Consider the following 22,809-nt stretch of genomic DNA (forward strand, 5'->3'; position numbering starts at 1 on the left):
TTATTCAAGCCAATTTATCGTTTATCGCTGGTAGTTTAGGGCAGTTGCCATGACCTCGCGCACCGAGCGCATACTTATAATCGACGCCGATGAAAAGGCCCGTACGGATCTCGCCCGTTACCTTGAAGCGAGGGGGTTCTACGTGACCGGCTATCCGGATCTTGCGGGTGCAAAGGCACTGTTCGACGATAACACCCCTGACGTTATCTTTGCAGATCTGCGTCCCTCCGCCATTAGAGACCTTGCCAATCGGCTGGAGGAAGTAGAAACCTTCACGCCCATCGTGGCCTGCTCTTCCGGAGTGTCCAGTGCCGATGTTGTCAGTGCTTTGCGGGCAGGGGCGGCGGATTTTGTCCTCAAACCATGCAACGACGACAAAGGCGCGTTGGATGATGTCATCGGAAAACTGTTTGACCGGGTTCGGGTCCACCGCCTGAACCAGCTGTACCGGCAGGAACTGGAAGAAGCGAACAGGGATCTCCGGGACGGGATCGCAGAGCTGCGCGCTGATCAACGGGCCGGCCGAAAAGTTCAGTTAAGGATGTTGCCTGAACACGAGCAGGTCATGAGTGGCCTTCAGGTGGATCATATGATCAAACCATCGCTCTATCTGAGCGGTGATTTCCTGGATTATTTTCGCATTTCCGACGACAAGGTTCTGGTCTATATCGCCGACGTGTCAGGTCACGGGGCCAGTTCTGCCTTTGTGACCGTGTTGCTTAAAAACCTCACCAATCGCCTGCAGCGCAACCTTCGGCGGGGATCCAGCGAAGACATTCTATACCCTGAGCGTTTCCTGGAGCGGATCAATTCAGAGTTGCTCGATACGGGCCTTGGGAAGCATGTAACCGTCTTCGTTGGCATTATTTCCCTGAGTGAGCGTAAACTCCGTTACGCGGTGGGCGCACACTTCCCGATGCCCATTCTGTCTTTCGAAGGAGGAGAAACGGCTTTTCTGGAAGGCAACGGTTTACCGGTAGGTCTGTTTGAGGCCCCCGAGTGGGAAGTTTACGAGGTGTTCCTCAATAAACCTTTCCATCTGATCCTGTTTTCGGATGGCATCCTGGAGGTGATTCGGGAAAAGGGTCTGGATGAAAAGGAGCGGACACTACTTGAACTCGTATCAGGAGGTAGTCACACTATCGCCTCATTTAACGAGGCTCTGAATCTCGATGAGATTTCAGAGCTGCCGGACGATATCGCTGTTGTGTCGGTAACTGATACCCTGATTGGGTCAGACAACACTTCGTCGAAATAGTGGCAGTGTGAAACATGGCTGGTTACAAGATCCTGCAAGCTGAGAAACAGGGCATTTATGTCCTCAAGTTTATTGGGGAAATCCGGCTGAACCTGTGTTCGACGCTGGACAATCTGGTTGAGTCCATTACCCAGGACCCCGAGTTTAAAACGGTGGTGATTGATCTCACCGAAACCGAGATTATTGACAGTACCACGCTCGGGCTTTTGGCAAAGATTGCCATGGCAGCCCAGAAACAGAGCCATTTCCTGCCTACACTGATTTCGACCAATCCTGATATTACCCGCATTATCACTTCCATGGGGTTCGACAAGATCTTCATCATTGTTCGAGAACCCGCGTCCCGTATTGAAGAACTTGAAGAAATCCCGGTGCTCAGGGCCAGTGAGCAGCAGGTTCGGGACAAGGTTCTCGATGCCCACAGGGTGCTAATGGGCCTGAACAAGAGGAACAGGGAAGAGTTCAAGAATCTGGTACGTGCCCTGGAATGTGAGGAACCCGGTTAACACCTAAAGTCTGCTACGCAAGGCGAATCCGGATTCACACCCGATCTTAGAAATGGAAGAACTATGTCTGAACGAACGATGCCTCGGGATGATGAGGCAAACGGACCAATGCACGATGTCGCGGTTCTTGGCGGGGGTAGTTTTGGCACCGCCATGGCCAAGGTTCTTGGCGAAAACGGCCATCGCGTTCATTTCTGGATGCGCGGCGAAGCCCAGGCGGAAGAAATTCGCGCCACCCGGATCAACAGCCGTTACATGCCGGATGTCGAACTGATCGGAGACATTCAGCCGACCACCGATCTTGCCGACGCTGTTGCAAAGGCGGAAATCGTTTTTGTTGCGATCCCCAGCAAGGCATTTCGGGCCGTTATCCATGAAAATAGCGACAAGTTTCGTGATGGACAGATCGTTATCAGTCTGACCAAAGGCATTGAAGCGCACGGCTTCAAACTGATGAGCGAAATCCTCCAGGAGGAGATTCCCCGTTGTCGAATCGGTGTGCTGAGTGGCCCCAACCTTGCGGGTGAAATTGCAAACCGCGACCTGACAGCCACCGTGATTGCCGCAAAAGATCCTGAGGTGCGCCGCACGGTTCAGGATCTTCTGGGGTGCGAGTATTTTCGTGTTTATGCCAATGTGGATATTTACGGTGTGGAACTGGCCGGTGCGCTGAAAAATATCTATGCCATTGTTGCCGGTCTGTCGTCTGCTCTGGAGATGGGGGAGAACGCCAAGGCCATGCTGATAACCCGGGGTCTTGCCGAGATGAGCCGTTTCGCGGTCAGTCTCGGTGCCAATCCCATGACGTTTATGGGGCTGGCAGGGGTTGGTGACCTGATCGTAACCTGTACGTCTCCCAAGAGCCGGAACTACCGCGTTGGCTTTGCCGTTGGGCAGGGACAGAAGCTGGACGATGCCGTGGCTGAGCTGGGGCAGGTGGCCGAAGGCATCTATACCTTGAAACTGGTCAAGGAAAAAGCAGAGGCTGTCGGTATCTACATGCCGCTCGTACGGGGGCTATATGAAATATTGTATGGCACGGCGTCGATTAAAGCGGTCATCAATAGCCTGATGATGTCGGTCCAGAATTCTGATGTTGAGTTTATTTTGCCGCGGACGATCAGCCAGTAAAGGTCCAGGAAACGGAGGGTGCTCTTGCAACTGCTTATTATGCGTCACGGAGAAGCTGGTTGGCACTCGCTGGATCGGGAGCGAGAACTCACCGAATATGGCCGGTTGGGTGTCGCTGAAGTTGCAGCCCGTATCGCGGAGTCGCCCTGGCGCCCAAAGCTGATCTGGAGTAGCCCTTACGTCCGTGCCCGGCAGACGGCGGCCATCGTTTCCGAGATTCTCAACTGTCCGATTGAGGAAAAACGGTTCATTACCCCTGACGATGACCCGGGGGAATGTCTTGACGCGCTGATCGAGCATCAGGAATCGCCATTGATGATCGTGTCCCACATGCCGTTGGTAGGGGCTCTGGCCACTCTGATGGTGGATGCTCATCGGCGGGGAATCCCGTTTATGACATCTCAGGCCGTGTTGCTGGACATGCCTGTGGTCGGTCCCGGCTGCGCTGACCTGAAAGCACAGTTTCTGCCCTGATCCTTCGTCCCCCGACTTCTGAAATCCTGACTATTCGAGCCTGACTATGTACAGCTTCCCGATAGACTACGTAGAACCCGTTTTTCGGCCACCCAGTGAAGCAAAGTCGCTGATTCTGCCGGTTACCAATGGCTGTTCCTGGAATAAATGCACATTCTGCGAGATGTACACCCAGCCCCAGAAGAAATTCCGGGCCCGCAAGCCTGACGACGTGCTTCGTGATATCGAAAAAGCAGCCCAAAGCCTGGGTAGTGTGCGTCGGGTTTTCCTTGCGGATGGCGATGCCATGGTGCTGCCTACCCGCAGACTTCTGGAAATTCTCGGACAGTTACGGGAGGCTTTTCCGGATCTTCAGCGGGTATCCAGCTACTGCCTGCCCCGGAATCTTGCGAAAAAAACGGTGGAAGAACTTGCCCAGCTCAAGGAAGCAGGCCTGCAGATTCTGTATGTAGGTATGGAATCGGGTGACGATGAAATCCTCCGCCGGGTGAATAAGGGTGAATCCTGGGAATCCACCCGTTCGGCTCTGCTGAAGATCCGTGAAGCGGGCCTGACCAGTTCGGTGATGGTGCTTAACGGGCTTGGAGGTGAAAGCCTTTCACGCCAGCATGCGATCAATACCGCCACGTTGTGCAATGAAACCCAGCCGGATTATCTGTCGACCCTCGTAGTCAGCTTCCCCCAAGGTGAGGAACGTTTCCGTGAAGGCTTTGGTCATGATTTTGTCCAGCTTTCCCAGCAGGGGCTTTTTGAAGAGATTCGTCTCTTTCTGGAGCATCTTGAGCTCGACAGAACCATCTTTCGCAGTGACCACGCCTCCAACTACCTGGTGCTCAAAGGTACATTGGGCCGCGACAAGCAGAAAATGCTGGACCAGGTAAATCTGGCCATAAGCAATCCTGGCGCGGCGCCGCTTCGTGCGGAATGGATGCGTGGATTGTAATTTCCTGAAGCTGGAGCCACCGTTATGAGCATGAAGCCCGAAAATCTCGCACAGCAGGTGGACGAAACCGTGAAAAATTCCGGAAACCCGCCACTCGACCAGTGGAATCCGGCATTGTCGGGCGATATGGATCTTCGCATCAGCCGGGACGGCCAGTGGATTTTCAAGGGCGAACCTCTGGCTCGGGAAGCCATTGTGCGCCTTTTTTCTACCATTCTTCGACGGGAACAGGATGGCGAATATTACCTGGTTACGCCGGCTGAAAAGTGGCGCATAAAGGTCGAGGATGCGCCGCTGCTGGCCCACTCCCTTCAGGTAGTGGGTGAGGGCGATCGGCAGGTTATTTCACTGACAACAAATATGGGCGAGACCCTGGAGATTGGACAGCATCATTCTCTGGAAGTTGGTGTCTATCCGGACTCCGACGAACCTCGACCGATTGTGACGGTTCGTCATGGCATCGAAGCGCGAGTGGTTACTGCCGCCTATTACGAGTTGGCTGAGCATGTGGTTGAGCGAAATGAAGATGGCCAGCCGGTTCTGGGGGTGTTCAGTCACGGAATTTTCTACAAAATCGGGCAGGGTGGTTGAAAACCCCTACCGCGGCCCCAGAATTGACGGTAGAAAACGCAAGCGCCCAATTGTTAGACTGTGTTTTCATACTTGTTATGAGCCTGGCTCTCTAACGAGGCCCGGTGGTCGTTAGTCCCTCTGTGCAGTCTGGCTGTTCATGACTACTTTCGATTGCCTAAATCAATTAAACAGTCATTGCGACACGCAAGGAGATCACATGGCCCAACCTCGTGTTGTTACCATCCATTACACGCTCACCAACGATCAGGGAGAGCAGCTTGACTCCTCCCGTGTAGAAGGTCGTGAGCCACTGTCTTACGTGGAAGGTGCACAGAACATTATCGGTGGACTGGAAAGTGCGCTGAACGAAAAAAATGCAGGCGATCAGGTTAAGGTTTCTGTAGAACCTTCTGAAGGCTACGGTGAAGTTAACGAAGAGCTGGTTCAGCCGGTTCCGCGTTCTGCATTTGAAGGCGTTGACACCATCGAGCCGGGCATGCAGTTCCAGGCTCAGACCCCGGGCGGCCCTCAGGTTGTTCGCGTGGTTGAGGTTGGCGATGAGACCGTCACTATCGACGCGAACCATCCGCTTGCCGGACAGACACTGCACTTCGACGTAGAAGTGGTAGAAGCTCGTGAAGCGACCGACGAAGAGCAAGAGCACGGCCACGCTCACTAAGCTTTTCTGATGTGGTGTTAAAAACGGCTCCTTCGGGAGCCGTTTTTTTGTGCGTTGAGAATAAAATTGGCACAGATGAACGCTTTCATCTGTGCCCAGGCCAATAAAAAAGCGGCCCCGAGGGGCCGCTCTGATTTCCGCAATCCGAATTTACATATTCGGATAGTTCGGGCCACCGCCGCCTTCCGGAGTTACCCAGTTGATGTTCTGGGCAGGGTCCTTGATATCGCAGGTCTTGCAGTGAACACAGTTCTGGGCATTGATCTGGAATCGCTGACCGCTGCCATCGTCTTTCTCAACAACCTCATAGACGCCGGCCGGGCAATACCGCTGCGCAGGCTCATCGAATCTGGGCAGGTTGTCACGGATTGGTAAATCCGGATCGGTCAGCTTCAGATGTACCGGCTGATCTTCCTCATGGTTGGTGTTGGAAATAAACACCGAGGACAGGCGATCGAATGTCAGCGCATTATCCGGTTTCGGGTAGCTCACCTTTTTGCACTCGGACGCCGGCTTCAGGGTGGCGTAGTCCGGAGTGGTGTCGCGGAAGGTGATTGGCAGGCTGCCACGCAGGATGTTCTGCTCTACGAAGGCAATCGCGCCGCCAACCACGTTGCCAAACTTGTGCATTGCTGGTCCGAAGTTACGCTCGGCATAGAGTTCCTTGTACAGCCAGCTGTCTTCGAAACGCTGCTGGAAGCTGGTGATTTCCTCTCCGCTCTTGCCGCCCTTCAGTGCCTCGAACACGGCTTCGGCGCCCAACAAGCCAGATTTCATGGCGGTATGAGAGCCCTTGATTTTGGAGCTGTTCAGAGTGCCGGCATCGCAACCCAGCAACAGACCACCCGGGAAGCTCATCTTCGGCAGGGCGTTGTAGCCACCCTTTGCAATGGCCCGTGCGCCGTAGGAAACACGCTTGCCACCTTCAAGATACTTTTTGATTTCCGGATGCAGCTTCAGTCGCTGGAACTCTTCAAACGGACTCAGATGCGGGTTGCTGTAGGACAGATCGGTGATCAGACCAACATAGACCTGGCCATTTTCCAGGTGATACAGGAACGAGCCGCCGGTGGAGCCGGTTTCGTTCAGGGGCCAGCCCGTGGTGTGCACCACCAGGCCCGGCTCATGTTTTGCGGGATCGATATCCCAGAGTTCTTTAATGCCGATACCGTAGTGCTGGGGATCCTTGCCTTCATCCAGCTTGAAGTCGTTGATCAGACGCTTCCCAAGGTGGCCGCGACAGCCTTCGGTAAACAAGGTGTACTTGGCACGCAATTCCATGCCCGGCATGTAGCCATCTTTTTCAGAACCGTCCCGGGCAACACCCATATCACCAGTGATGATGCCCTTTACCTGACCATCTTCAACAATGGTTTCAGCTGCTGCAAACCCCGGATAAACCTCAACGCCAAGTCCTTCAGCTTGCTCGGCAAGCCAGCGGCACAGGTTGCCAAGGCTGATAATATAGTTGCCATGGTTGTGCATGTTCCTGGGCACAAATGCATTGGGGATCTTGGTGGCGCTTTCCTGATTCTTCAACAGGAAAATATCATCACGGGTCACCGGCGTGTTCAAAGGCGCACCCTTTTCTTTCCAGTCAGGGAAGAGCTCGTTGAGGGCAGTGGGCTCGAATACGGTACCGGCCAGAATGTGGGCGCCGATCTCAGAACCTTTTTCCACCACGCACACGGTGAGTTCCTCGCCTGCTTCCTGTGCCAGTTGCATGACACGGCAAGCTGCCGACAGGCCTGCCGGGCCGCCGCCGACGATCAGAACATCAAATTCCATCGATTCGCGTTCCACGTTGGTCTCCTCAAACATCTTTAATGAATATTATGTGCCCGCGGGCAGAGTTTTTCTGGTCGCCATCATACCGGTAAAAATGCCTATGGACGACTGCTGAAAGCTTATAAAGCTGACTCGAATGCAAGTAAGGATAACGCATCTCAAGAATCAAACAAACGTTTGTTTGAAATTTGCTCTATCCTTTGGCATTGTATGGGCACACTGAAAAACGTGTGTTTTGAGTCGAAATCTAGTATCGTCTCACTGTCATTCCCAGTCAATACCGGGAAACTGGCTGAAAGGTCAGTTCTGACGCGACGTTTGAGTCTGTTGATTCTGCCGGGTGTTGCCTCTATCTGTTGTGCGCACTGATTTTCGGCAGGCTTCGCGTGAGGACTGCAAGATAAACCCATCGTAGAAGAACGAGGAATCTATGAAGGTTCTGGTCGCTGTAAAACGAGTAATCGACTACAACGTAAAGGTGCGCGTCAAGCCGGATAACACCGGTGTTGACCTCGCTAACGTCAAGATGGCAATGAACCCGTTCTGCGAAATCGCGGTTGAAGAAGCCGTTCGCCTGAAGGAAAAGGGTGTTGCCAGTGAAATCGTGGTGGTATCCATCGGACCGAAAGCCTCCCAGGAGCAGATTCGTACTGCGCTGGCGCTGGGTGCGGATCGTGGTATCCACGTCGAAACAGACGAGGAGGTTCAGTCTCTCGAAGCGGCCAAGCTGCTCAAGGCTGTTGTTGAGAAAGAAGAGCCGAAGCTGGTTATTCTTGGCAAGCAGTCCATCGATTCCGACAACAACCAGACTGGCCAGATGCTGGCCGCGCTGAGCGGCATGGCTCAGGGCACTTTCGCTTCCGAAGTGGTTGTTGAAGGCGACAAGGTTAACGTGACCCGCGAGGTTGACGGTGGTCTGATGACCGTTTCCCTGACCCTCCCGGCGGTTGTTACCACCGACCTGCGTCTGAACGAACCGCGTTACGCTTCTCTGCCAAACATCATGAAGGCCAAGAAGAAGCCTCTGGACAACATGAGCCCGGCCGATCTGGGTGTCGACATCGCTCCACGCCTTTCCACTCTGAAGGTTGAAGCGCCTGCTTCCCGTCAGGCGGGTGTGAAAGTGGCCGACGTTGCCGAGCTGGTCGATAAACTGAAGAACGAAGCGAAGGTGATCTAAATGAGCATCCTTGTAATTGCTGAACATGACAACAGCAGCCTGAAACAGGCCACCCTGAATGTTGTAGCGGCTGCCAAGGCCATCGGCGGAGACATCGACGTACTGGTTGCCGGTGAGAGCTGTGGCGCCGTTGCTGAAGCAGCCGCCAAGGCTGAAGGCGTGAACAAGGTACTGGTTGCCGATAACGCTGCTTATGGTCACTTTCTGGGTGAAAATCTGGGCGAACTGGTTGCCGAAGTAGGCAAGGGCTATAGCCACATCCTGGCCGCTGCCAGCACCACCGGTAAAGACTTCATGCCGCGCGTTGCTGCGCTTCTGGACGTTGCCCAGGTTTCCGACATCATGCGTGTTGAATCTGACGATACCTTTGTTCGTCCGATCTACGCAGGTAACGCTATCGCTACTGTTAAGTCCAGCGACAGCATCAAGGTCATCACCGTTCGCCCGACCGCTTTTGATCCGGTGGCTGCTGAAGGTGGCTCTGCTACCGTTGAGCAGCTGGACGTGGTTAAGGATGCAGGCCTGTCTACCTTCGTGAGCGAAGAGCTGGCCAAGTCGGACCGTCCGGATCTCGGAAGCGCGGGTATCGTGGTTTCCGGTGGCCGTGGCATGCAGAACGGCGACAACTTCAAGATGCTGGAGCAGGTTGCTGATCTGATGGGTGCCGCAGTGGGTGCTTCCCGTGCCGCTGTTGATGCGGGCTTCGTACCGAATGACATGCAGGTTGGTCAGACCGGTAAGATTGTTGCGCCACAACTGTACATCGCCGTTGGCATCTCCGGTGCCATCCAGCACCTGGCCGGCATGTCTGATTCCAAAGTGATCGTTGCGATCAACAAGGATGAGGAAGCGCCGATCTTCCAGGTTGCCGATTACGGCCTGGTGGCGGATCTGTTTGAAGCAGTTCCGCAACTGGAAGAAGAGCTGAAGAAAGTTCTGTAACTTTCTGTCAGACTTGCAAAAAGGCACCTTCGGGTGCCTTTTCTTTTGGGTGACATTAAAATACCTGCCATGATACCTGGCACTGACTGTTGAACCGGATACCCGAACCATGAGCTCCATGCCCTTTGATGCTTTAGCCTGTCCACTGGACGGCTGTCCGCTGACCCCGAGTGATAACACCTGGCGTTGCGAGAATGGCCACAGTTTTGATGTCGCGCGGCAGGGCTATATACATTTGTTGCCGGTGCAGAAGAAACGCTCTTTGGATCCGGGTGACAGCAAAGAGATGGTCGCTGCGCGGCAACGGTTTCTGGGTGCGGGCTTCTATGAAAAGATTGCCGACGCCGTGAGTGAGCAGGCGCTGCGATCTCTTCCGGGAGACGCGAGGGGCTCTGTGCTCGATGCCGGCTCCGGAGAAGGTTATTACCTTCGACATCTGACAGGCTCCGCCGGGGACAGAAATCTTGCCACGATTGGTGTCGATATCTCGAAATGGGCAGTTCTTGCAGCGGCAAAAAAGGACAAGCAAACCCGGTGGGTGGTGGGTAGTAACGCAAACCTGCCGGTTATGCCAGAGTCATTGGATCTGGTGCTGTGTCTCTTCGGGTTTCCGGTTTACAGCGAATTTTCAAGGGTGCTGAAGTCAGGTGGGCAGGTACTGCAAGTGGATGCCGGAGCAGACCATCTCCGGGAACTGCGTCAGATCATCTATCCTGAACTGAAACCGGCAGGAGACAACGGGGCCTCGGTACCCGAGGGTTTCCGGCAACTGAGCTCGACCGTGCTGCGTTTTCCAATGACTCTTCCGGACCGGAACAGTATCGCTGATCTTCTTGCGATGACTCCACATTTATACCGGGCGACGTCAGAAGGGCTTGCGAAGGCCGCGGAACTTGAGTCACTGGATCTGACTGTCGATCTGGTTTTCAAACGTCTGGAAAAGACTTAACTCTACCTGTTTAGCGACTGTTGCCTGAATCCGAGGGCTTTTCGCGTGTGCGGGATGCGAGTCGTTTTTCGGCCTTTCCGATGATCAGGGTGTCCGCGAGAATGTGCAATGCCTTGTTGGTAGTGCGTACGGTTCGATAGATCTGCTGGCTGGTCTGGTCATGGGTCGTCCGGGCTTTGCGAGCGCTTTGCCGGAACGCCTCATCCTTCGAGAACCGATCGATCAGCCCGAACGTGGTATTGGAAATTGCCTTGTGAAGCTTTTCTACGGCACTGGTGCCACCGGAGACGGAATCCTCCAATAACCTGGCGCGATTACGGACTTCCAGAAGCTCCATTCTACGCTTTTGAATGGCATTGTGTGCCGCTAAGCGATGGGAATTGACGATCAGTGTTTCACGGCGGCAGAGCAAAAGCTGCCAGTAGGCGAAGCAAAATCCGCTGAAGGCCAGAAGCAGCAGTAACGGTACGATTACAGTGGTGATCATGGTGCTTTGCTCCTATCGGTTACCGATATTCGATCTGCATTTCCACATCAATACCGCGTTCGGTCATTTCTTCCTCCAGTTCCTTCATAACTTCCTGATACACCATTTTCCGCACCATCACCGGGAGCTTATCAGCAAGCAAACGGGCAGAGCGTGATTCCCGCTTTGCCAGGGTAATCGGATCCAGCACCCGCAGCGTAAGAAACAGCTCCGGCTCCTGCCCGGGGCAGGAGATGTCGTCGTTTTCCATCATTCGGGCGATCACTTTGCGCTGTTCAAGAACCTGCCAGCTAACAAAGCTGCCGAACAGGACAAGCGAGATGCTCACTACCATCAAGAATGTGATCAATTTGAGCCTCCGGAAATCGTTTCGGGCATTGCCTTGAAGTGTGACTGACGACGAGGGAAAAACGATTGGCCGTGACGACGAATTCCCGGACGCGGTCAGGAAAATAGAACAGGCACTCAAAACGGTTAATATGAGTTGAAGTTGTGAAATGGGCTGCGCAGAATCAGAGAGTTAAGGCCGACTATTCATACTAACAGAGGATTGTTCATGGTTTGGCTAAAGGCATTTGCCAGTGGTTTTTTCGCAACGCTTGTGTTCCATCAGGGCCTGTTCGCGCTGTTCTGGCTCGGTGGTATTGTTCCTGTCGCGCCCTTTAACCTTTCTCCGGTGCCGCCACTTGGCGTTCCACAGGTTGTATCACTGGCATTTTTTGGCGGGCTTTGGGGCGTTTTTCTGTGGCTGGTCCTTGGTCGGCTTGCCGGGGTGAAGTTCTGGTTGGGGCATGTCATTGTGGGGGCTGTAGGTCCCACCGCAGTTGCCATGTTGCTGGTATTCCCGCTGAAGGGGATCGATGTGTCTGCCCAGACCTGGGTCGGCGGACTGCTTCTCAACGGTTTCTGGGGCCTGGGTGTGGCTGCGTTTATGCGCCTGATGGGCGCCAAAGCGCCCGCTGCGCTTCGTTAAACGCTCAGGCGATACTCAATCAATACTGTGGACTAAGGAAGAGTAATGACCAAATCCCAAGAAACAACCTATGATTTGGTGGTATTCGGTGCCACCAGTTTTGTCGGCCAGATTCTGAGCCGTTATCTGCTCGATTCTTATGGAACTGGTCAATCGGTGAAGTGGGCGATTGCCGGCCGGTCCGAGAGCAAGCTCAACACTCTGAAAGGCGAGCTTGGTGAGAAGGCCAAAGATCTGCCCGTGATACTGGCTGACGCGTCTGATGCGGCAGCCTTGAATGCCATGTGCGAGCAAACCCGGGTGATCATTTCCACCGTTGGCCCTTATGCGCTGTATGGAGAGCCGTTAGTGCAGGCCTGTGTCCGCAATGGCACGGATTATTGCGATCTTACCGGCGAGGTGCAATGGATCCGCAAGATGGTGGAACGTTACGAGGAGGAGGCGAAATCCTCTGGTGCGCGCATTGTTCACTGTTGCGGTTTCGATTCAATTCCGTCGGATATGGGGGTCTGGTTCCTGCAGAATGAGGCAGAAGCAACCTTCGGTAAGCCCTGTCAGGATGTTCGCATGCGGGTGAAAGTGGCCAAGGGAGAGTTTTCTGGTGGCACCGTCGCTTCCATGATGAACATCGCGAAGGAGGCCGCGGCTGATCCCAAGCTACGAAAAGAACTGGCTAATCCTTTCTCTATCTGCCCACCGGACCATCGCTCACAGACCCGTCAGCCCAACCTGAAGGGTGCCGAGTTCGATAAAACCTTTAACGCCTGGCTGGCGCCTTTCGTGATGGGGGCGATCAATACGCGGGTGGTACATCGCTCTAACGCTATGCAGAACGCACGGTACGGCAAGGAATTCACTTACGACGAAGCAATGATGACCGGCCGTGGAACCAAGGGTCGGTTGGCGGCGTACGCCATCACCGGCGGCCTGGCAGCGTTCTTTACTGCCTCGGCCATTAAGCCAACCCGTTGGCTGGTTGGGAAATTTGTGCCCCAGCCTGGTGAGGGGCCCAGCCCTGAAGCGCAAAAGGCCGGGTTTTATGATCTGCGTTTTGTGGGTCGTACAGAAGATGGCAAAACCATCATCACCAAGGTGACCGGCGATCAGGATCCCGGCTACGGTTCCACCGGCAAGATGCTTGGTGAGGCAGGCATGTGTCTGGCGTTCGATATTCCGGCGGGTCAGCCGGGCGGGTTCTGGACGCCATCGTCTTTGCTCGACGGCAAATTGATGGAGCGGCTGACCAGCAAGGCAGGCCTTACGTTCGAGGTTCTCGAAACCCGTTAACCAGTCAGATGAAGCACGCGGTCGGTGTCCGGAAGGGCATCGGACCCGTGAGCAAGGCTGATCACGGTTTTTCCTTCCAGTATCGACTGCATCCGCAGTGTAATCCGTGCACGGGTTTCGGCGTCCAGACCGGTAAAGGGTTCATCCAGAATGACCAGCGGAGCAGGGTTCAACAATACCCGTGCCAGAGCGACCCGACGCGCCTCGCCGCCGGATAGCCGGCTGCCCGCGTTGCCCAGCCAGGTATCCAGTTGGTCCGGTTCTGTGGCGAAGCGTTCGGCAAGTTCCATCTGTTCCAACATGCTCCAGAGCTCGGTATCTGACGCTTCTGGCGAGCCCAATAAAAGGTTTGCCCTCAGGGTATCTTCGAACAGCACGGTTTTCTGGGTGAGGTAGACGCAGTTCTGCCGTGTTCGCTGGCCCTGACACAGTGGCAGAAGACCGACAAGAGCATCTGCAAGAGAGGATTTGCCGGAACCGGATTGCCCCAGGATGCCAATACGTTCGCCAGAACGGACCGTAAGGTTAAACCGACTGAATAGTGGCGGACAATCGGGGTGTTTTACGGTGATATTGTCCGCAATGAGGGCCGTCTGTGCGGGCAGTTCATTAGCCGCTGCTTGGGGATGGGGGGCATCCTCCCGGCAGTCGCGATTCAGCCGGCCTGAAGATGCGATGGTTGCACCGAGTTTACCAAATGCGTCCGGGAGCATGGCGTATACTTCCGCCAGACCGAGCAGGGCGATAGGCAGCAATACCAGCACGGGCCCGGATACAATGCCGGCCTGAAACAGAACAAAGCCCAACCAGAGGGAGAGAACAGCGGACAGATTCACCAGCAAATGCGAACCAGCAAGGTGCCAGCCTATTCTGGAATCAGTCCTGGTTTGCGCAGCGGTAACCTGATGCGCTTGCCGAATGAGCCACGCAGCGTGCTTTCCCGTGCGTCCGGCCGCTGTGAGCTCCGGAAAGCCCTCAATGTGTTCAATAACAGCCGTGCGCAGTTCTTCTTGCCGGTCGCTTTGCCGGGCGGCCAGGCGCCAGGTTCTCAGGTACACACCCACTGTCGCGACAAGCAGGGCAACGACCAGAACCCCACCGGTCAGTAGTGCTGTGCGGAGATCAAACAGGACAGAAGCCACCAGGGCGACCAAGACAGTGACCAGGGCAGCCAGGGCCGTGGGCGCGATCAAACGAAGATACAGTGTGTCCAGGGCGTCGACATCGTTGGTAAGCCTGGATAGCCACTGAGCACCACTCAACTTTCCACGACGGGCGCGACTCGCCGAAGACAGGCGCCGGAACAGGGCGACACGGATATCCGTGAGCAGGCGCAGGACGGTATCGTGATTGTAGACACGCTCCAGATAACGGAACACGGTTCGGGACACCGCGAAAAACCGGATAGCACCACCTGGTACGTACAGGTTGATCGTCGCTGCAACACCTGCCGCAAGCAGCAGCCCGACCAGTGCCGTTTCCGTGATGAACCAGCCGGAAACCGCGAGCAGGGCGATTCCGGAAAGCAGGGTGGCCAAAATCAGAAGGCCACCGATGACCAGTCGACCGGGGCGCTTGAAGATCAGGTCCAGCCAGGGTTTCAGATTACGCATCGCGAACCTCCCCGCCGGACACCAGTAATACCCTGTCAGCCAGCGTCAACAGGGCCTGGTGATGAGAGGAAAAAATCAGGGTTTTACCGGCTACTGCCAGTTTGTGCAGCGCCTCAAGCACATACACCTCGCTGTCGCTGTCCAGGCCGGCAGTTGGCTCATCCAGCAGGATCAGGTCGTAATCGGCTAAAAAAATGCGGGCGAGACTTAGCCGACGGGCCTGTCCGCCGGAAAGACCCTGACCGTCTTCAGAAACCGGGCTGTAGATCCCCTGGGTGCGGTTATTGAGAAGGGAGCCAAGACCAACATTTCGCAGGGCCGTTTCGATTGCTATATCAGAGGCATCCGGAGTGGTCAGCCTCAGGTTGTCGGCCCAGGTGCCCTGAACCAGGAAGCCTTTCTGGCCCAGCCACCCGAACTGAAAGCTGCCTGGTGTGTTGCCAAATAGATGCATTGATCCTTCGTCAGGAGCCAGAAACCCGGCTAACAGGTGGAGTAGAGTCGATTTTCCTCCGCCGGAAGGACCGGTGAGGGCAATTACCTGGCCTTTATGAATGGTCAGGGAAACGTCGTACAGGACCGGTTGATCAGACCGAAAGTGCTTCACAACGGAATCAAGCTCGATAACGTCTGTCTCACCTGTGGCTGAACCTGTCGGGGCGACGTCGATAGGGTTTGCAGGTGAATTCAGGCGCTCCAGGAGTTCTGTACCTGCACCCATGGCCGCCGCCCGGTCATGGTAATGCTGGGAAAGGGTCCGAAGTGGCTGAAAAAACTCCGGCGCCAACAACAGGATCAGGAGGCCGGAAAACAGGGTGAGGTCTTCGGATGGGCCGTAGGTGATGTATCCGAGAAGGCCAAACCCGATGTAGATGGCGATTACCGCAATGGCAACGGAGGCAAAAAACTCAAGAACGGCGGAAGACAGAAAGGCGATTCGCAGGGTTTTCATGGTGATACGGCGATAATAGTCCGAGCGCATCCGAATAAGTTCGGCGGCGCCCTCAGTCTGGCCGAACAACTGGAGGGTTGTCAGTCCGCGAACCTTGTCCAGAAACTGCCCGGAAAGCCGGCTGATGGTTTCAAAATGTTGTTGGTTAAGTTTTTCTGCGCCCATACCAACAAGCGCCATAAACAGAGGAATCAGGGGCGCTGATAACAACAGGAAGATGCCGGCCAGCCAGTCCAGCCAGAACACCAGCGCTAGAATTAAAAACGGGACGATTAAAGACAGGCCCATTTGCGGAAGAAATCGGGCGAAATAGCCGTGCAGTGCATCGACGTGGTCTATCCATTCCCGGGCCAAGGCGCCTGCTGACGACTGCCCCAGTTCAACCGGACCCAGGGTCTGCCACTGTTTGTGCAGTTGGCGCCGGGCATCCCGGCGTACCTGTTCGCTGCAACGCGCTGCGAATCGGGCCTGAAATCCCTGGCCAAGGGCCCGTACAGTCAGGGCCAGGATCAAACTGATAAAAAGGGGAGTGAGTTCGGCAATCGGAACATTATCAATGACGCCCAGATGAACAATCCGGGCAAAAAGAATCATCTGAATGATGGTGGCAACTCCGGCAACCGTGCCGGCAATAATCGTACTTCGGATCCAGAAGCGGCTGCCACGGGCGAGCTGAGAAAGCCAACCCCTGACAGCCTTTTGATTGGTGGCAGGACTATCGTCTCCGCCGCCCATCGTTCGTGGCTCAACCACTTAGTGGTATCCCTCGCCAGCGCGAACCTTGCCCCTGAATACCCAGTAGGTCCAGGCGGTATAAACCAGGACAATCGGAATCACAAAGAGCAAACCTAACAGCAGGAAAAGCTGGGATTCGTAGGCGGATGCTGCATCCCAGAGGGTGTATTCAGGGGGAACCACATACGGCCAACGACTTACCACCAGACCCAGGTAGGTGGTTATGAAAAGGCCCATGGTGGCTACGAACGGCATGCCCTCGAAGCGATTGCGCACCGACCGGAAAATCTGGAACGCGCATAGCAAGGTAAGCACTGGCAGTATCCAGATAACGCTAAGATTGGAGAACCAACGTTCGCGCACCAGGTCGTCTACAAACGGGGTCCAGACACTGATGATCCCGAAAATGACCAATACGGCTGTCAGCAGTGGCAGGGTGATCTTGTATGCCCACGCTTGCAGATGACCCTCCGTTTTCATGATCAGCCAGGTAGAACCCAGAAGGGCATAACCCGCAAGCATGCCAAGACCGGTGAGCACCGTAAATGGCGTTAACCAGTCCAGCGCTCCGCCCACGTAGACCCCGTTAGCGGTTTCGAAGCCCTGTATGTAGGCCCCGACAACAGCACCCTGAGCAAAGGAAGCGATGGTGGAACCACCAGCGAAGGCCCAGTTCCAGAGATAGCGGGAGGTCCGGGCTTTGAAACGGAACTCGAAGGCCACGCCCCGGAAGATCAATCCGGCCAGCAGCAGGAACACACCAATGTACAGGGCTGGCAGGAATATGGAATACACCATCGGGAAGGCCGCCAGAAGTCCAGCTCCGCCCAGCACCAGCCAGGTTTCGTTGCCGTCCCATACCGGGGCTACCGAGTTCATCATGGTATCCCGATCCTCCTCACTTGGCGCGAAGGGGAAGAGTATACCGACACCCAGGTCGAAGCCGTCCATCAGTACGTACATGATGACGCCGAATCCGATGATGAATGCCCAGATAAGAGGCAGATCAAACAGTTCCATAATCAGTGACCTCCCTGGCTGGTCGGGTTGGTGTGTTTGTCTTCGCCGTATTCGAAAGGCACGTGAGCAGCTGAGAACGGCCTTGCCGGGCGTTCTGCCTCATGCTCTTCGTCGTCATGACGGTCCTCAAGCCCCACGTACAGCACGCGCATCAGGTAATAGACACCCGCTGAGAAGACGGACGCATAGACCACGATATAGCCAATGAGGGTAAACAGGGCCATGCCGCCTGTAAGAGATGGCGTCACCGCCGAGGCCTGGTCCATGATGCCGTATACAAGCCAGGGCGCACGGCCAACCTCAGTCACAAACCAGCCGGTCAGTACCGCAATAAATGGCGCAATACTCATCACTCGCAGCAGTTGCAGGAACCAGGTGGTCTGGAAATAGCGGCCCCCACGGCGTAATGCGAGCCCCGTCAGGCCAACCAGAATCATCAGGGTGCCAATGCCTACCATCGTCCGGAAGGACCAGAACACAATGGCCACCGGTGGCTGCTCCTCACGCGGGTAGTCTTTCAGGCCGGGTACCACACCGTCCCACTCGTGAGTCAGGATCATGCTGGCCAGGCTTGGAATGCCGATCTCGAAATGGTTGGTCTGGGCGTCCTGATCAGGAATGGCGAACAACAGTAAAGGCACATGGGAGGAGGTTTCCCAGTTTCCCTCCATTGCAGCAACCTTGGTGGGCTGGTGCTCCAGAGTGCTCAGGCCGTGAAAGTCCCCCACCACGAGTTGAGCGGGGGCAATAAACAGGATCAGCCAGAGACACATGGACAAGGCCTTTCGGTTCGCTTCTACTTCGCGGCCACGAAGAAGGTACCAGGCACTGACGCCTGCTACCACAAAGCTGCCGGTCAGGAATGAGGCCAGGCCCATGTGCATGAAGCGATACGGGAAGGAAGGATTGAAAATTGCGTCGCTCCATGAGGTTACATAGAAAACTCCCTCACGCAGTTCAAAGCCAGCGGGGGTTTGCATCCAGCTGTTGGCGGCGAGAATCCAGAATGATGAAATGAACGTGCCGGTGGCTACCATAACGGCTGCGAACAGGTGCACGCCCGGCGGGACCTTGCTGCGGCCGAACAACAAGACGCCAAGGAAAGCCGCCTCAAGGAAGAAAGCCGTGATTACTTCATAACTGAGAATTGGTCCCAGAAAGTTGGCCGTGGCCTGTGCGAAGTTACTCCAGTTGGTTCCGAACTGGAATGACATCACGATTCCCGAGACCACGCCCATGCCGAACACTACAGCGAACACTTTGGTCCAGAAAGAAGAGAGCTTAACCCATGCCGGATTTTCTGTTTTGAAGGCCAGGGCTTCAAGGACGGCAATGAAAGAAGCAAGACCGATAGTAAAGACCGGAAAAATGGCGTGGAATGACACCACGAACGCGAACTGGATTCGCGACAGAATGAGAGGATCTAGTTCCATAGGAACCCTCCGGTAACGTTACATCATAACAAACGGATTGCGGAAACCCGTTCAGCCGCTGCCTAAGCTCTGTTTGTTATATTGGTATTACCGGCAGATGCTGCTAATGATACTAAAGTTGCCGACGCGGCTGATAGGTCACATTGTCGCAGTATTTGATCTAAAACAATTCGGGTGAGGCTAATGAGTTTTTACGAAGACCGAATCCTGCCACACATCATAGACCGTGCCTGTTCCCTGGGCCAGGTAATGAAGTTGCGCAGCCAAGTGGTGCCTCGAGCAAAAGGTGTTGTTCTGGAAGTGGGAATGGGGTCTGCCATCAATATGGCATTTTACAATCCTGACCGTGTTGATATGGTTTTCGGTCTGGAGCCCTCGGAGGGCATGCGTCGAAAGGCTCAGTCCAATCTCGCAAAATCGCCAATCAAGGTCGAGTGGCTGGATCTGCCCGGCGAGAAAATCCCCCTGGAAGATCACTCGGTCGACACCGTGCTGCTCACCTTTACCCTGTGCACCATTCCCGACTGGAACACCGCCCTCCGACAGATGTGGAGGGTGCTGAAGCCGGGCGGCGAACTGCTGTTCCTGGAACACGGCGAATCACCCAACGACAGTACCCGAAAATGGCAACATAGAATGACTCCGGGCTGGAAGAAACTCGCTGGGGGCTGCCATCTGAACCGTCACATCGCAGACCTGATTCGTCATGCCGGCTTCGAAATCCAGGAACTGGAAAACCTCTATATCCCCAAGGCACCGAAGATCGCCGGATACATATACAAGGGAAGGGCAACAAAGCCGGCCAAGTCCGATTCCTAAGCCTGATGACCAAAGACAGAATCCGAATTGCGTTACCCTACGCAGCCTTATACAATTCTGCCCCTCTAAACCTGCCCCCGAATGCTCCGGTGGTGAAATTGGTAGACACAAGAGACTTAAAATCTCTCGACCGTTAGGTCGTGCCGGTTCGATTCCGGCCCGGAGCACCATTACTTCTTCGCCATAGCTTCCAGCATTTTATTCACGGCCTCCAGATGCTCAGGCTCGTTGTGGCACATGCCCTGAAAGTTTGCACAAACATCGAGAAAGTCCTTCAGCTCCATCCTGGGTGCCATTTTCATCAGTCGTTTGGTCAGGCGCGTGGCTTTTGGTGGCTGGCTGGCGATGCGGTTTGCCATGGCATTCGCTGCGGTCAGTAGTTCATCTGCAGGTACCACCTCAAGAACGATGCCCAGCTCCCTGGCTTCGGAGGCGTCTATCACTCGCCCAGTGAGGGTCAGCTCAAAGGCGCGCTGATAGCCAATCAGGCGTTGCATGAACCAGGCTCCACCGTCACCCGGGATGATGCCGAGATTGAGGAAGGTTTCGCCGAATTTTGCGTTTTCTGAGGCAATTCGAATGTCCGCCATATTGGCGAGGTCGAAGCCTGCGCCGATCGCGGGGCCGTTTACGGCCGCGATGATGGGCACTTCGATGTTCTGGAGGGCCAGGGGAATGCGCTGAATGCCTTTTCGGTAGCGATCGGCACACTCGGCCACGTCGCCGGCGAAATCACCACCCCGGTTGGCCATGTCCCGGATGTTACCGCCGGCGCTGAAGGCAGAGCCAGCTCCGGTGATCACCAATACCGAGACGTCGTCGCACTGGTTTACCCACTCTGCTGTCGTCACGATATCGTCAATCAGATTCGAGCCGGTAAGCGCGTTGCGCAGGTCATGACGATTCAATGTCAGGGTAGCCACCCGGTTTTCCAGGGTGAGCAGTGCGTCGGTAAGTGTGGGTACGGTGGTCATGATTGCGGTTCCTTGTTTTTGATCAGCGCGTATCTTCGCGCGCCGGAACCGGGTTAATCAACTGCCAGTCGCGCCTTTCGGTAACGGCTTACCTCAGCCCAGCCGTGGGCGGCCAGGGCGGAGAACACGATAAGCCCTCCCATCAGGCTGAGTTTTGGCGGAACCTCTCCGAGAAACAACCACACCAGAAAAGAGCCCAGTACGGTCTCCAACAGGAGCATCAGGCTGACTTCGGCCGCCGGAATATACTGTGGTCCGATCTGGATCAGGACGCAGGCGGTTGGCAGGAACACCAGGCAGAGCAGGGCGATAAAAAAGAAGTCTCTGCCTGATGGCAATTGCGCTCCACCAGCCAGGGCAGCGACGCCGGCAAGCGCCAGGGCGCCGAACATGAGCACTACGCTCATATCACTGTCCGGTTTCGAGCGGGCCACGTTGAGATTCGAAGCCAGAGCTGTGGCAGCAACCACAGCCATCAGCAGGCCCAGGGGATCGCCCTTGCCCAATTCTCCGATAGCCATCATGGTGGCGCCGGAGACGCATACAAGGATTACCACCCAGGTTCGCAGTGGAAGGGTCTCTTTCCAGAAGGCCCAGGCGATAACCGCTGCAATCACGGGTGCGGTATTCAGAATCACCAGTACATTGCCGGCTGCGGTGTTCTTCATACCCACCACAAATCCCAGCGTACTGATGGCAAAGGCGGTGGCGCAGAACAAGCCCTTGAGACCGCACTTTAGGATTTCCGGCACCAGCCGGGTCCGGTAGCGGGCTAAGCTGATCACGAGAAAGCTGATAGCCAGCAACAGGCCCCGCCAGAACAGGAACACCACAGGCTCCACGGAGGTGATTTTTACCAGCAGTGCATCCGGAACAATAAAAAGTACGCCCAGGGCTGCGATAGTAAGGCCTTTCAGTCGAGTTGTTTGCACTGCGGAGTCGCCTGTTCTGGTTCCAGCTTATGGGTTGTCCTGCTCCGGCAGTGGCTGGATGCTGTTGATATCGCCGGTTGGTGTTGCAGGTTCGTCTTCGATGATGATGAAGATAGCTCCGCCAATGACGGCGATGGCGAAGATTGCTTTGAGGATGATCGATTTCGACATGGTTCTTCCTCTCTGCGTTTGGTGGCTTCTACCAACAGCCTATGGGCAGCAGAAGGCTATAACAACCTTAAAGCCCTTAAAATTGAGCATCCTACAAAAGTCGCTTCGACAGTCTGGACCCAGTCAGCAATACTCTGGTTTAGTTTGCGGGTTGCCTGGTGCAGCAAAGTTCACTTTGGAGTGTTGTTATGACAGAACAAATACAAAATCTGGTCCATAAGTACAGCGAAAGTGGCATTACCACGCTCACGCTGAACCAGCCGGAGAAGAAAAACAGCCTGTCGATGGCCATGCTGAAGGCCTTGTCTGAGGAATTGGATCGTATTGCCTGTGATACTGAAACCCGTGTTGTGGTTCTGGCAGCCCATGGCAACGTATTCTGCGCTGGCCATGATCTTCGGGAAGTTCGGGAAGAGTTTGATAATCATGAATTCCAGCTGGCACTGTTTAATCAGTGCAGCAAAGTGATGCAGCAGATTGTAAACCTGCCCCGGCCGGTGATTGCGCGAGTTGCCGGTGTTGCAACGGCTGCAGGCTGTCAGCTGGTTGCCAGTTGCGATCTGGCAGTGGCTGCGGATACCGCAAGATTCGCCACACCCGGGGTTAATATCGGGCTGTTCTGTTCCACGCCCATGGTTGCCCTGTCGCGGAACGTATCTCGCAAGCACGCCATGGAAATGCTGCTTACTGGTGAGATGATTGGCGCCGCGAAGGCCGAACGCATCGGGTTGGTCAATCAGGTTATCGATGAGCAGCACCTGGATGAGATGGTCTACAAACTGGCCCGTACCATTGCCGAGAAATCTGGACACACCCTGAAAGTCGGAAAGGAAGCGTTCTATCGGCAATTGGATATGCCGCTTCCGGAGGCTTATGAATACACCTCCGGGGTGATGGCAGAAAACATGATGGCGAACGATGCCCAGGAAGGTATCTGTGCATTTCTGGAGAAGCGCAAGCCGGAGTGGAAAGACAGCTAGATGCACTTGC

General features: G+C 55.1%; 24 protein-coding genes and 1 tRNA gene. 15 read left to right on the plus strand and 10 right to left on the minus strand.

The features are described 5' to 3' along the window. The first annotated feature begins 49 nt into the window (after positions 1–49). The 7 genes from KO499_RS18185 to KO499_RS18215 all read left to right on the plus strand — a co-directional run bounded on the left by KO499_RS18185 (position 50) and on the right by KO499_RS18215 (position 5,564). Positions 50–1,258 (plus strand): PP2C family protein-serine/threonine phosphatase, encoded by a 1,209-nt coding sequence (locus KO499_RS18185; RefSeq protein ID WP_215985161.1) that lies wholly within the window; start codon positions 50–52, stop codon positions 1,256–1,258. A gap of 14 nt (positions 1,259–1,272) precedes the next feature. Further along, positions 1,273–1,764, plus strand: a complete 492-nt coding sequence (locus KO499_RS18190; RefSeq protein ID WP_215985162.1) for an STAS domain-containing protein — start codon at positions 1,273–1,275, stop codon at positions 1,762–1,764. A gap of 63 nt (positions 1,765–1,827) precedes the next feature. Next, positions 1,828–2,895: an NAD(P)H-dependent glycerol-3-phosphate dehydrogenase gene (locus tag KO499_RS18195; protein ID WP_215985163.1), complete on the plus strand. Its 1,068-nt coding sequence runs from the start codon at positions 1,828–1,830 to the stop codon at positions 2,893–2,895. 24 nt (positions 2,896–2,919) lie between these two features. Continuing rightward, positions 2,920–3,369, plus strand: coding sequence for a SixA phosphatase family protein (locus KO499_RS18200; protein ID WP_215985164.1), 450 nt, complete (start codon positions 2,920–2,922; stop codon positions 3,367–3,369). A gap of 46 nt (positions 3,370–3,415) precedes the next feature. Further along, positions 3,416–4,312 (plus strand): radical SAM protein, encoded by an 897-nt coding sequence (locus KO499_RS18205; RefSeq protein ID WP_215985165.1) that lies wholly within the window; start codon positions 3,416–3,418, stop codon positions 4,310–4,312. Between the two features lie 24 nt (positions 4,313–4,336). Beyond that, entirely contained in the window at positions 4,337–4,903 is a 567-nt protein-coding gene (locus tag KO499_RS18210) for a DUF1285 domain-containing protein (protein WP_215985166.1), read from the plus strand. Positions 4,904–5,102: 199 nt separating this feature from the next. Then, positions 5,103–5,564: an FKBP-type peptidyl-prolyl cis-trans isomerase gene (locus KO499_RS18215; RefSeq protein WP_215985167.1), complete on the plus strand. Its 462-nt coding sequence runs from the start codon at positions 5,103–5,105 to the stop codon at positions 5,562–5,564. Between the two features lie 150 nt (positions 5,565–5,714). On the opposite strand, the gene KO499_RS18220 is transcribed toward KO499_RS18215, so the two are convergent. After that, complete coding sequence (locus tag KO499_RS18220) at positions 5,715–7,367, minus strand: electron transfer flavoprotein-ubiquinone oxidoreductase (RefSeq protein WP_215985168.1); 1,653 nt, start codon at positions 7,365–7,367, stop codon at positions 5,715–5,717. A gap of 415 nt (positions 7,368–7,782) precedes the next feature. On the opposite strand from KO499_RS18220, the gene KO499_RS18225 reads away from it, so the two are divergent. The 3 genes from KO499_RS18225 (at position 7,783) to KO499_RS18235 (ending at position 10,423) form a co-directional block, all read left to right on the plus strand. Continuing rightward, positions 7,783–8,532 carry an electron transfer flavoprotein subunit beta/FixA family protein gene (locus tag KO499_RS18225; protein ID WP_215985169.1) on the plus strand — a complete coding sequence of 250 codons (750 nt, stop codon included), beginning with the start codon at positions 7,783–7,785 and terminating at the stop codon, positions 8,530–8,532. Continuing rightward, positions 8,533–9,474: an electron transfer flavoprotein subunit alpha/FixB family protein gene (locus KO499_RS18230; RefSeq protein WP_215985170.1), complete on the plus strand. Its 942-nt coding sequence runs from the start codon at positions 8,533–8,535 to the stop codon at positions 9,472–9,474. A 109-nt stretch (positions 9,475–9,583) separates the two neighbouring features. Continuing rightward, complete coding sequence (locus tag KO499_RS18235; RefSeq protein ID WP_215985171.1) at positions 9,584–10,423, plus strand: putative RNA methyltransferase; 840 nt, start codon at positions 9,584–9,586, stop codon at positions 10,421–10,423. Positions 10,424–10,433: 10 nt separating this feature from the next. Here the strand turns inward: KO499_RS18235 and KO499_RS18240 are convergent, their stop codons facing one another. Then, positions 10,434–10,910, minus strand: a complete 477-nt coding sequence (locus tag KO499_RS18240) for a hypothetical protein (protein WP_215985172.1) — start codon at positions 10,908–10,910, stop codon at positions 10,434–10,436. 19 nt (positions 10,911–10,929) lie between these two features. Beyond that, positions 10,930–11,259: a hypothetical protein gene (locus KO499_RS18245; protein WP_215985173.1), complete on the minus strand. Its 330-nt coding sequence runs from the start codon at positions 11,257–11,259 to the stop codon at positions 10,930–10,932. Positions 11,260–11,466: 207 nt separating this feature from the next. On the opposite strand from KO499_RS18245, the gene KO499_RS18250 reads away from it, so the two are divergent. Both KO499_RS18250 and KO499_RS18255 read left to right on the plus strand, forming a co-directional pair. Beyond that, positions 11,467–11,883, plus strand: coding sequence for a hypothetical protein (locus KO499_RS18250; RefSeq protein WP_215985174.1), 417 nt, complete (start codon positions 11,467–11,469; stop codon positions 11,881–11,883). A 45-nt stretch (positions 11,884–11,928) separates the two neighbouring features. After that, positions 11,929–13,170 carry a saccharopine dehydrogenase family protein gene (locus tag KO499_RS18255; protein WP_215985175.1) on the plus strand — a complete coding sequence of 414 codons (1,242 nt, stop codon included), beginning with the start codon at positions 11,929–11,931 and terminating at the stop codon, positions 13,168–13,170. On the opposite strand, the gene cydC is transcribed toward KO499_RS18255, so the two are convergent. Genes cydC through KO499_RS18275 form a run of 4 tightly spaced genes read right to left on the minus strand, consistent with a single transcriptional unit; the run spans position 13,167 to position 18,923 of the window. Beyond that, positions 13,167–14,783 (minus strand): thiol reductant ABC exporter subunit CydC, encoded by a 1,617-nt coding sequence (cydC, locus tag KO499_RS18260; RefSeq protein ID WP_215985176.1) that lies wholly within the window; start codon positions 14,781–14,783, stop codon positions 13,167–13,169. The two genes, KO499_RS18255 and cydC, sit on opposite strands and share 4 nt — an antisense overlap. Next, positions 14,776–16,470, minus strand: a complete 1,695-nt coding sequence (cydD, locus tag KO499_RS18265; protein ID WP_215985456.1) for a thiol reductant ABC exporter subunit CydD — start codon at positions 16,468–16,470, stop codon at positions 14,776–14,778. Before cydD ends, cydC begins: the two co-directional genes overlap by 8 nt. Positions 16,471–16,488: 18 nt before the next feature. Then, positions 16,489–17,490: a cytochrome d ubiquinol oxidase subunit II gene (gene cydB, locus KO499_RS18270; RefSeq protein ID WP_215985177.1), complete on the minus strand. Its 1,002-nt coding sequence runs from the start codon at positions 17,488–17,490 to the stop codon at positions 16,489–16,491. Positions 17,491–17,492: 2 nt separating this feature from the next. After that, complete coding sequence (locus KO499_RS18275) at positions 17,493–18,923, minus strand: cytochrome ubiquinol oxidase subunit I (protein WP_215985178.1); 1,431 nt, start codon at positions 18,921–18,923, stop codon at positions 17,493–17,495. A 183-nt stretch (positions 18,924–19,106) separates the two neighbouring features. On the opposite strand from KO499_RS18275, the gene KO499_RS18280 reads away from it, so the two are divergent. Both KO499_RS18280 and KO499_RS18285 read left to right on the plus strand, forming a co-directional pair. After that, positions 19,107–19,742: a class I SAM-dependent methyltransferase gene (locus KO499_RS18280; protein ID WP_215985179.1), complete on the plus strand. Its 636-nt coding sequence runs from the start codon at positions 19,107–19,109 to the stop codon at positions 19,740–19,742. An 83-nt stretch (positions 19,743–19,825) separates the two neighbouring features. Next, positions 19,826–19,912, plus strand: a tRNA-Leu gene (locus tag KO499_RS18285). On the opposite strand, the gene KO499_RS18290 is transcribed toward KO499_RS18285, so the two are convergent. From KO499_RS18290 to KO499_RS18300, 3 genes are read right to left on the minus strand one after another with little or no spacing between them, the layout of a single operon-like run. Next, a complete protein-coding gene (locus tag KO499_RS18290; RefSeq protein ID WP_215985180.1) occupies positions 19,913–20,716 on the minus strand; it encodes an enoyl-CoA hydratase-related protein in 804 nt (267 codons plus the stop codon). Between the two features lie 53 nt (positions 20,717–20,769). Beyond that, the gene (locus tag KO499_RS18295; RefSeq protein WP_215985181.1) at positions 20,770–21,648 is read right to left on the minus strand and encodes a DMT family transporter; all 879 of its coding nucleotides are present in this window, start codon (positions 21,646–21,648) and stop codon (positions 20,770–20,772) included. 27 nt (positions 21,649–21,675) lie between these two features. Beyond that, entirely contained in the window at positions 21,676–21,819 is a 144-nt protein-coding gene (locus tag KO499_RS18300; RefSeq protein WP_167352695.1) for a hypothetical protein, read from the minus strand. A 188-nt stretch (positions 21,820–22,007) separates the two neighbouring features. On the opposite strand from KO499_RS18300, the gene KO499_RS18305 reads away from it, so the two are divergent. After that, entirely contained in the window at positions 22,008–22,799 is a 792-nt protein-coding gene (locus KO499_RS18305; RefSeq protein WP_215985182.1) for an enoyl-CoA hydratase, read from the plus strand. Positions 22,800–22,809 lie beyond the last annotated feature (10 nt).

It is taken from the genome of Marinobacter sp. F3R08, from assembly GCF_018860425.1.
GTDB lineage: Bacteria > Pseudomonadota > Gammaproteobacteria > Pseudomonadales > Oleiphilaceae > Marinobacter.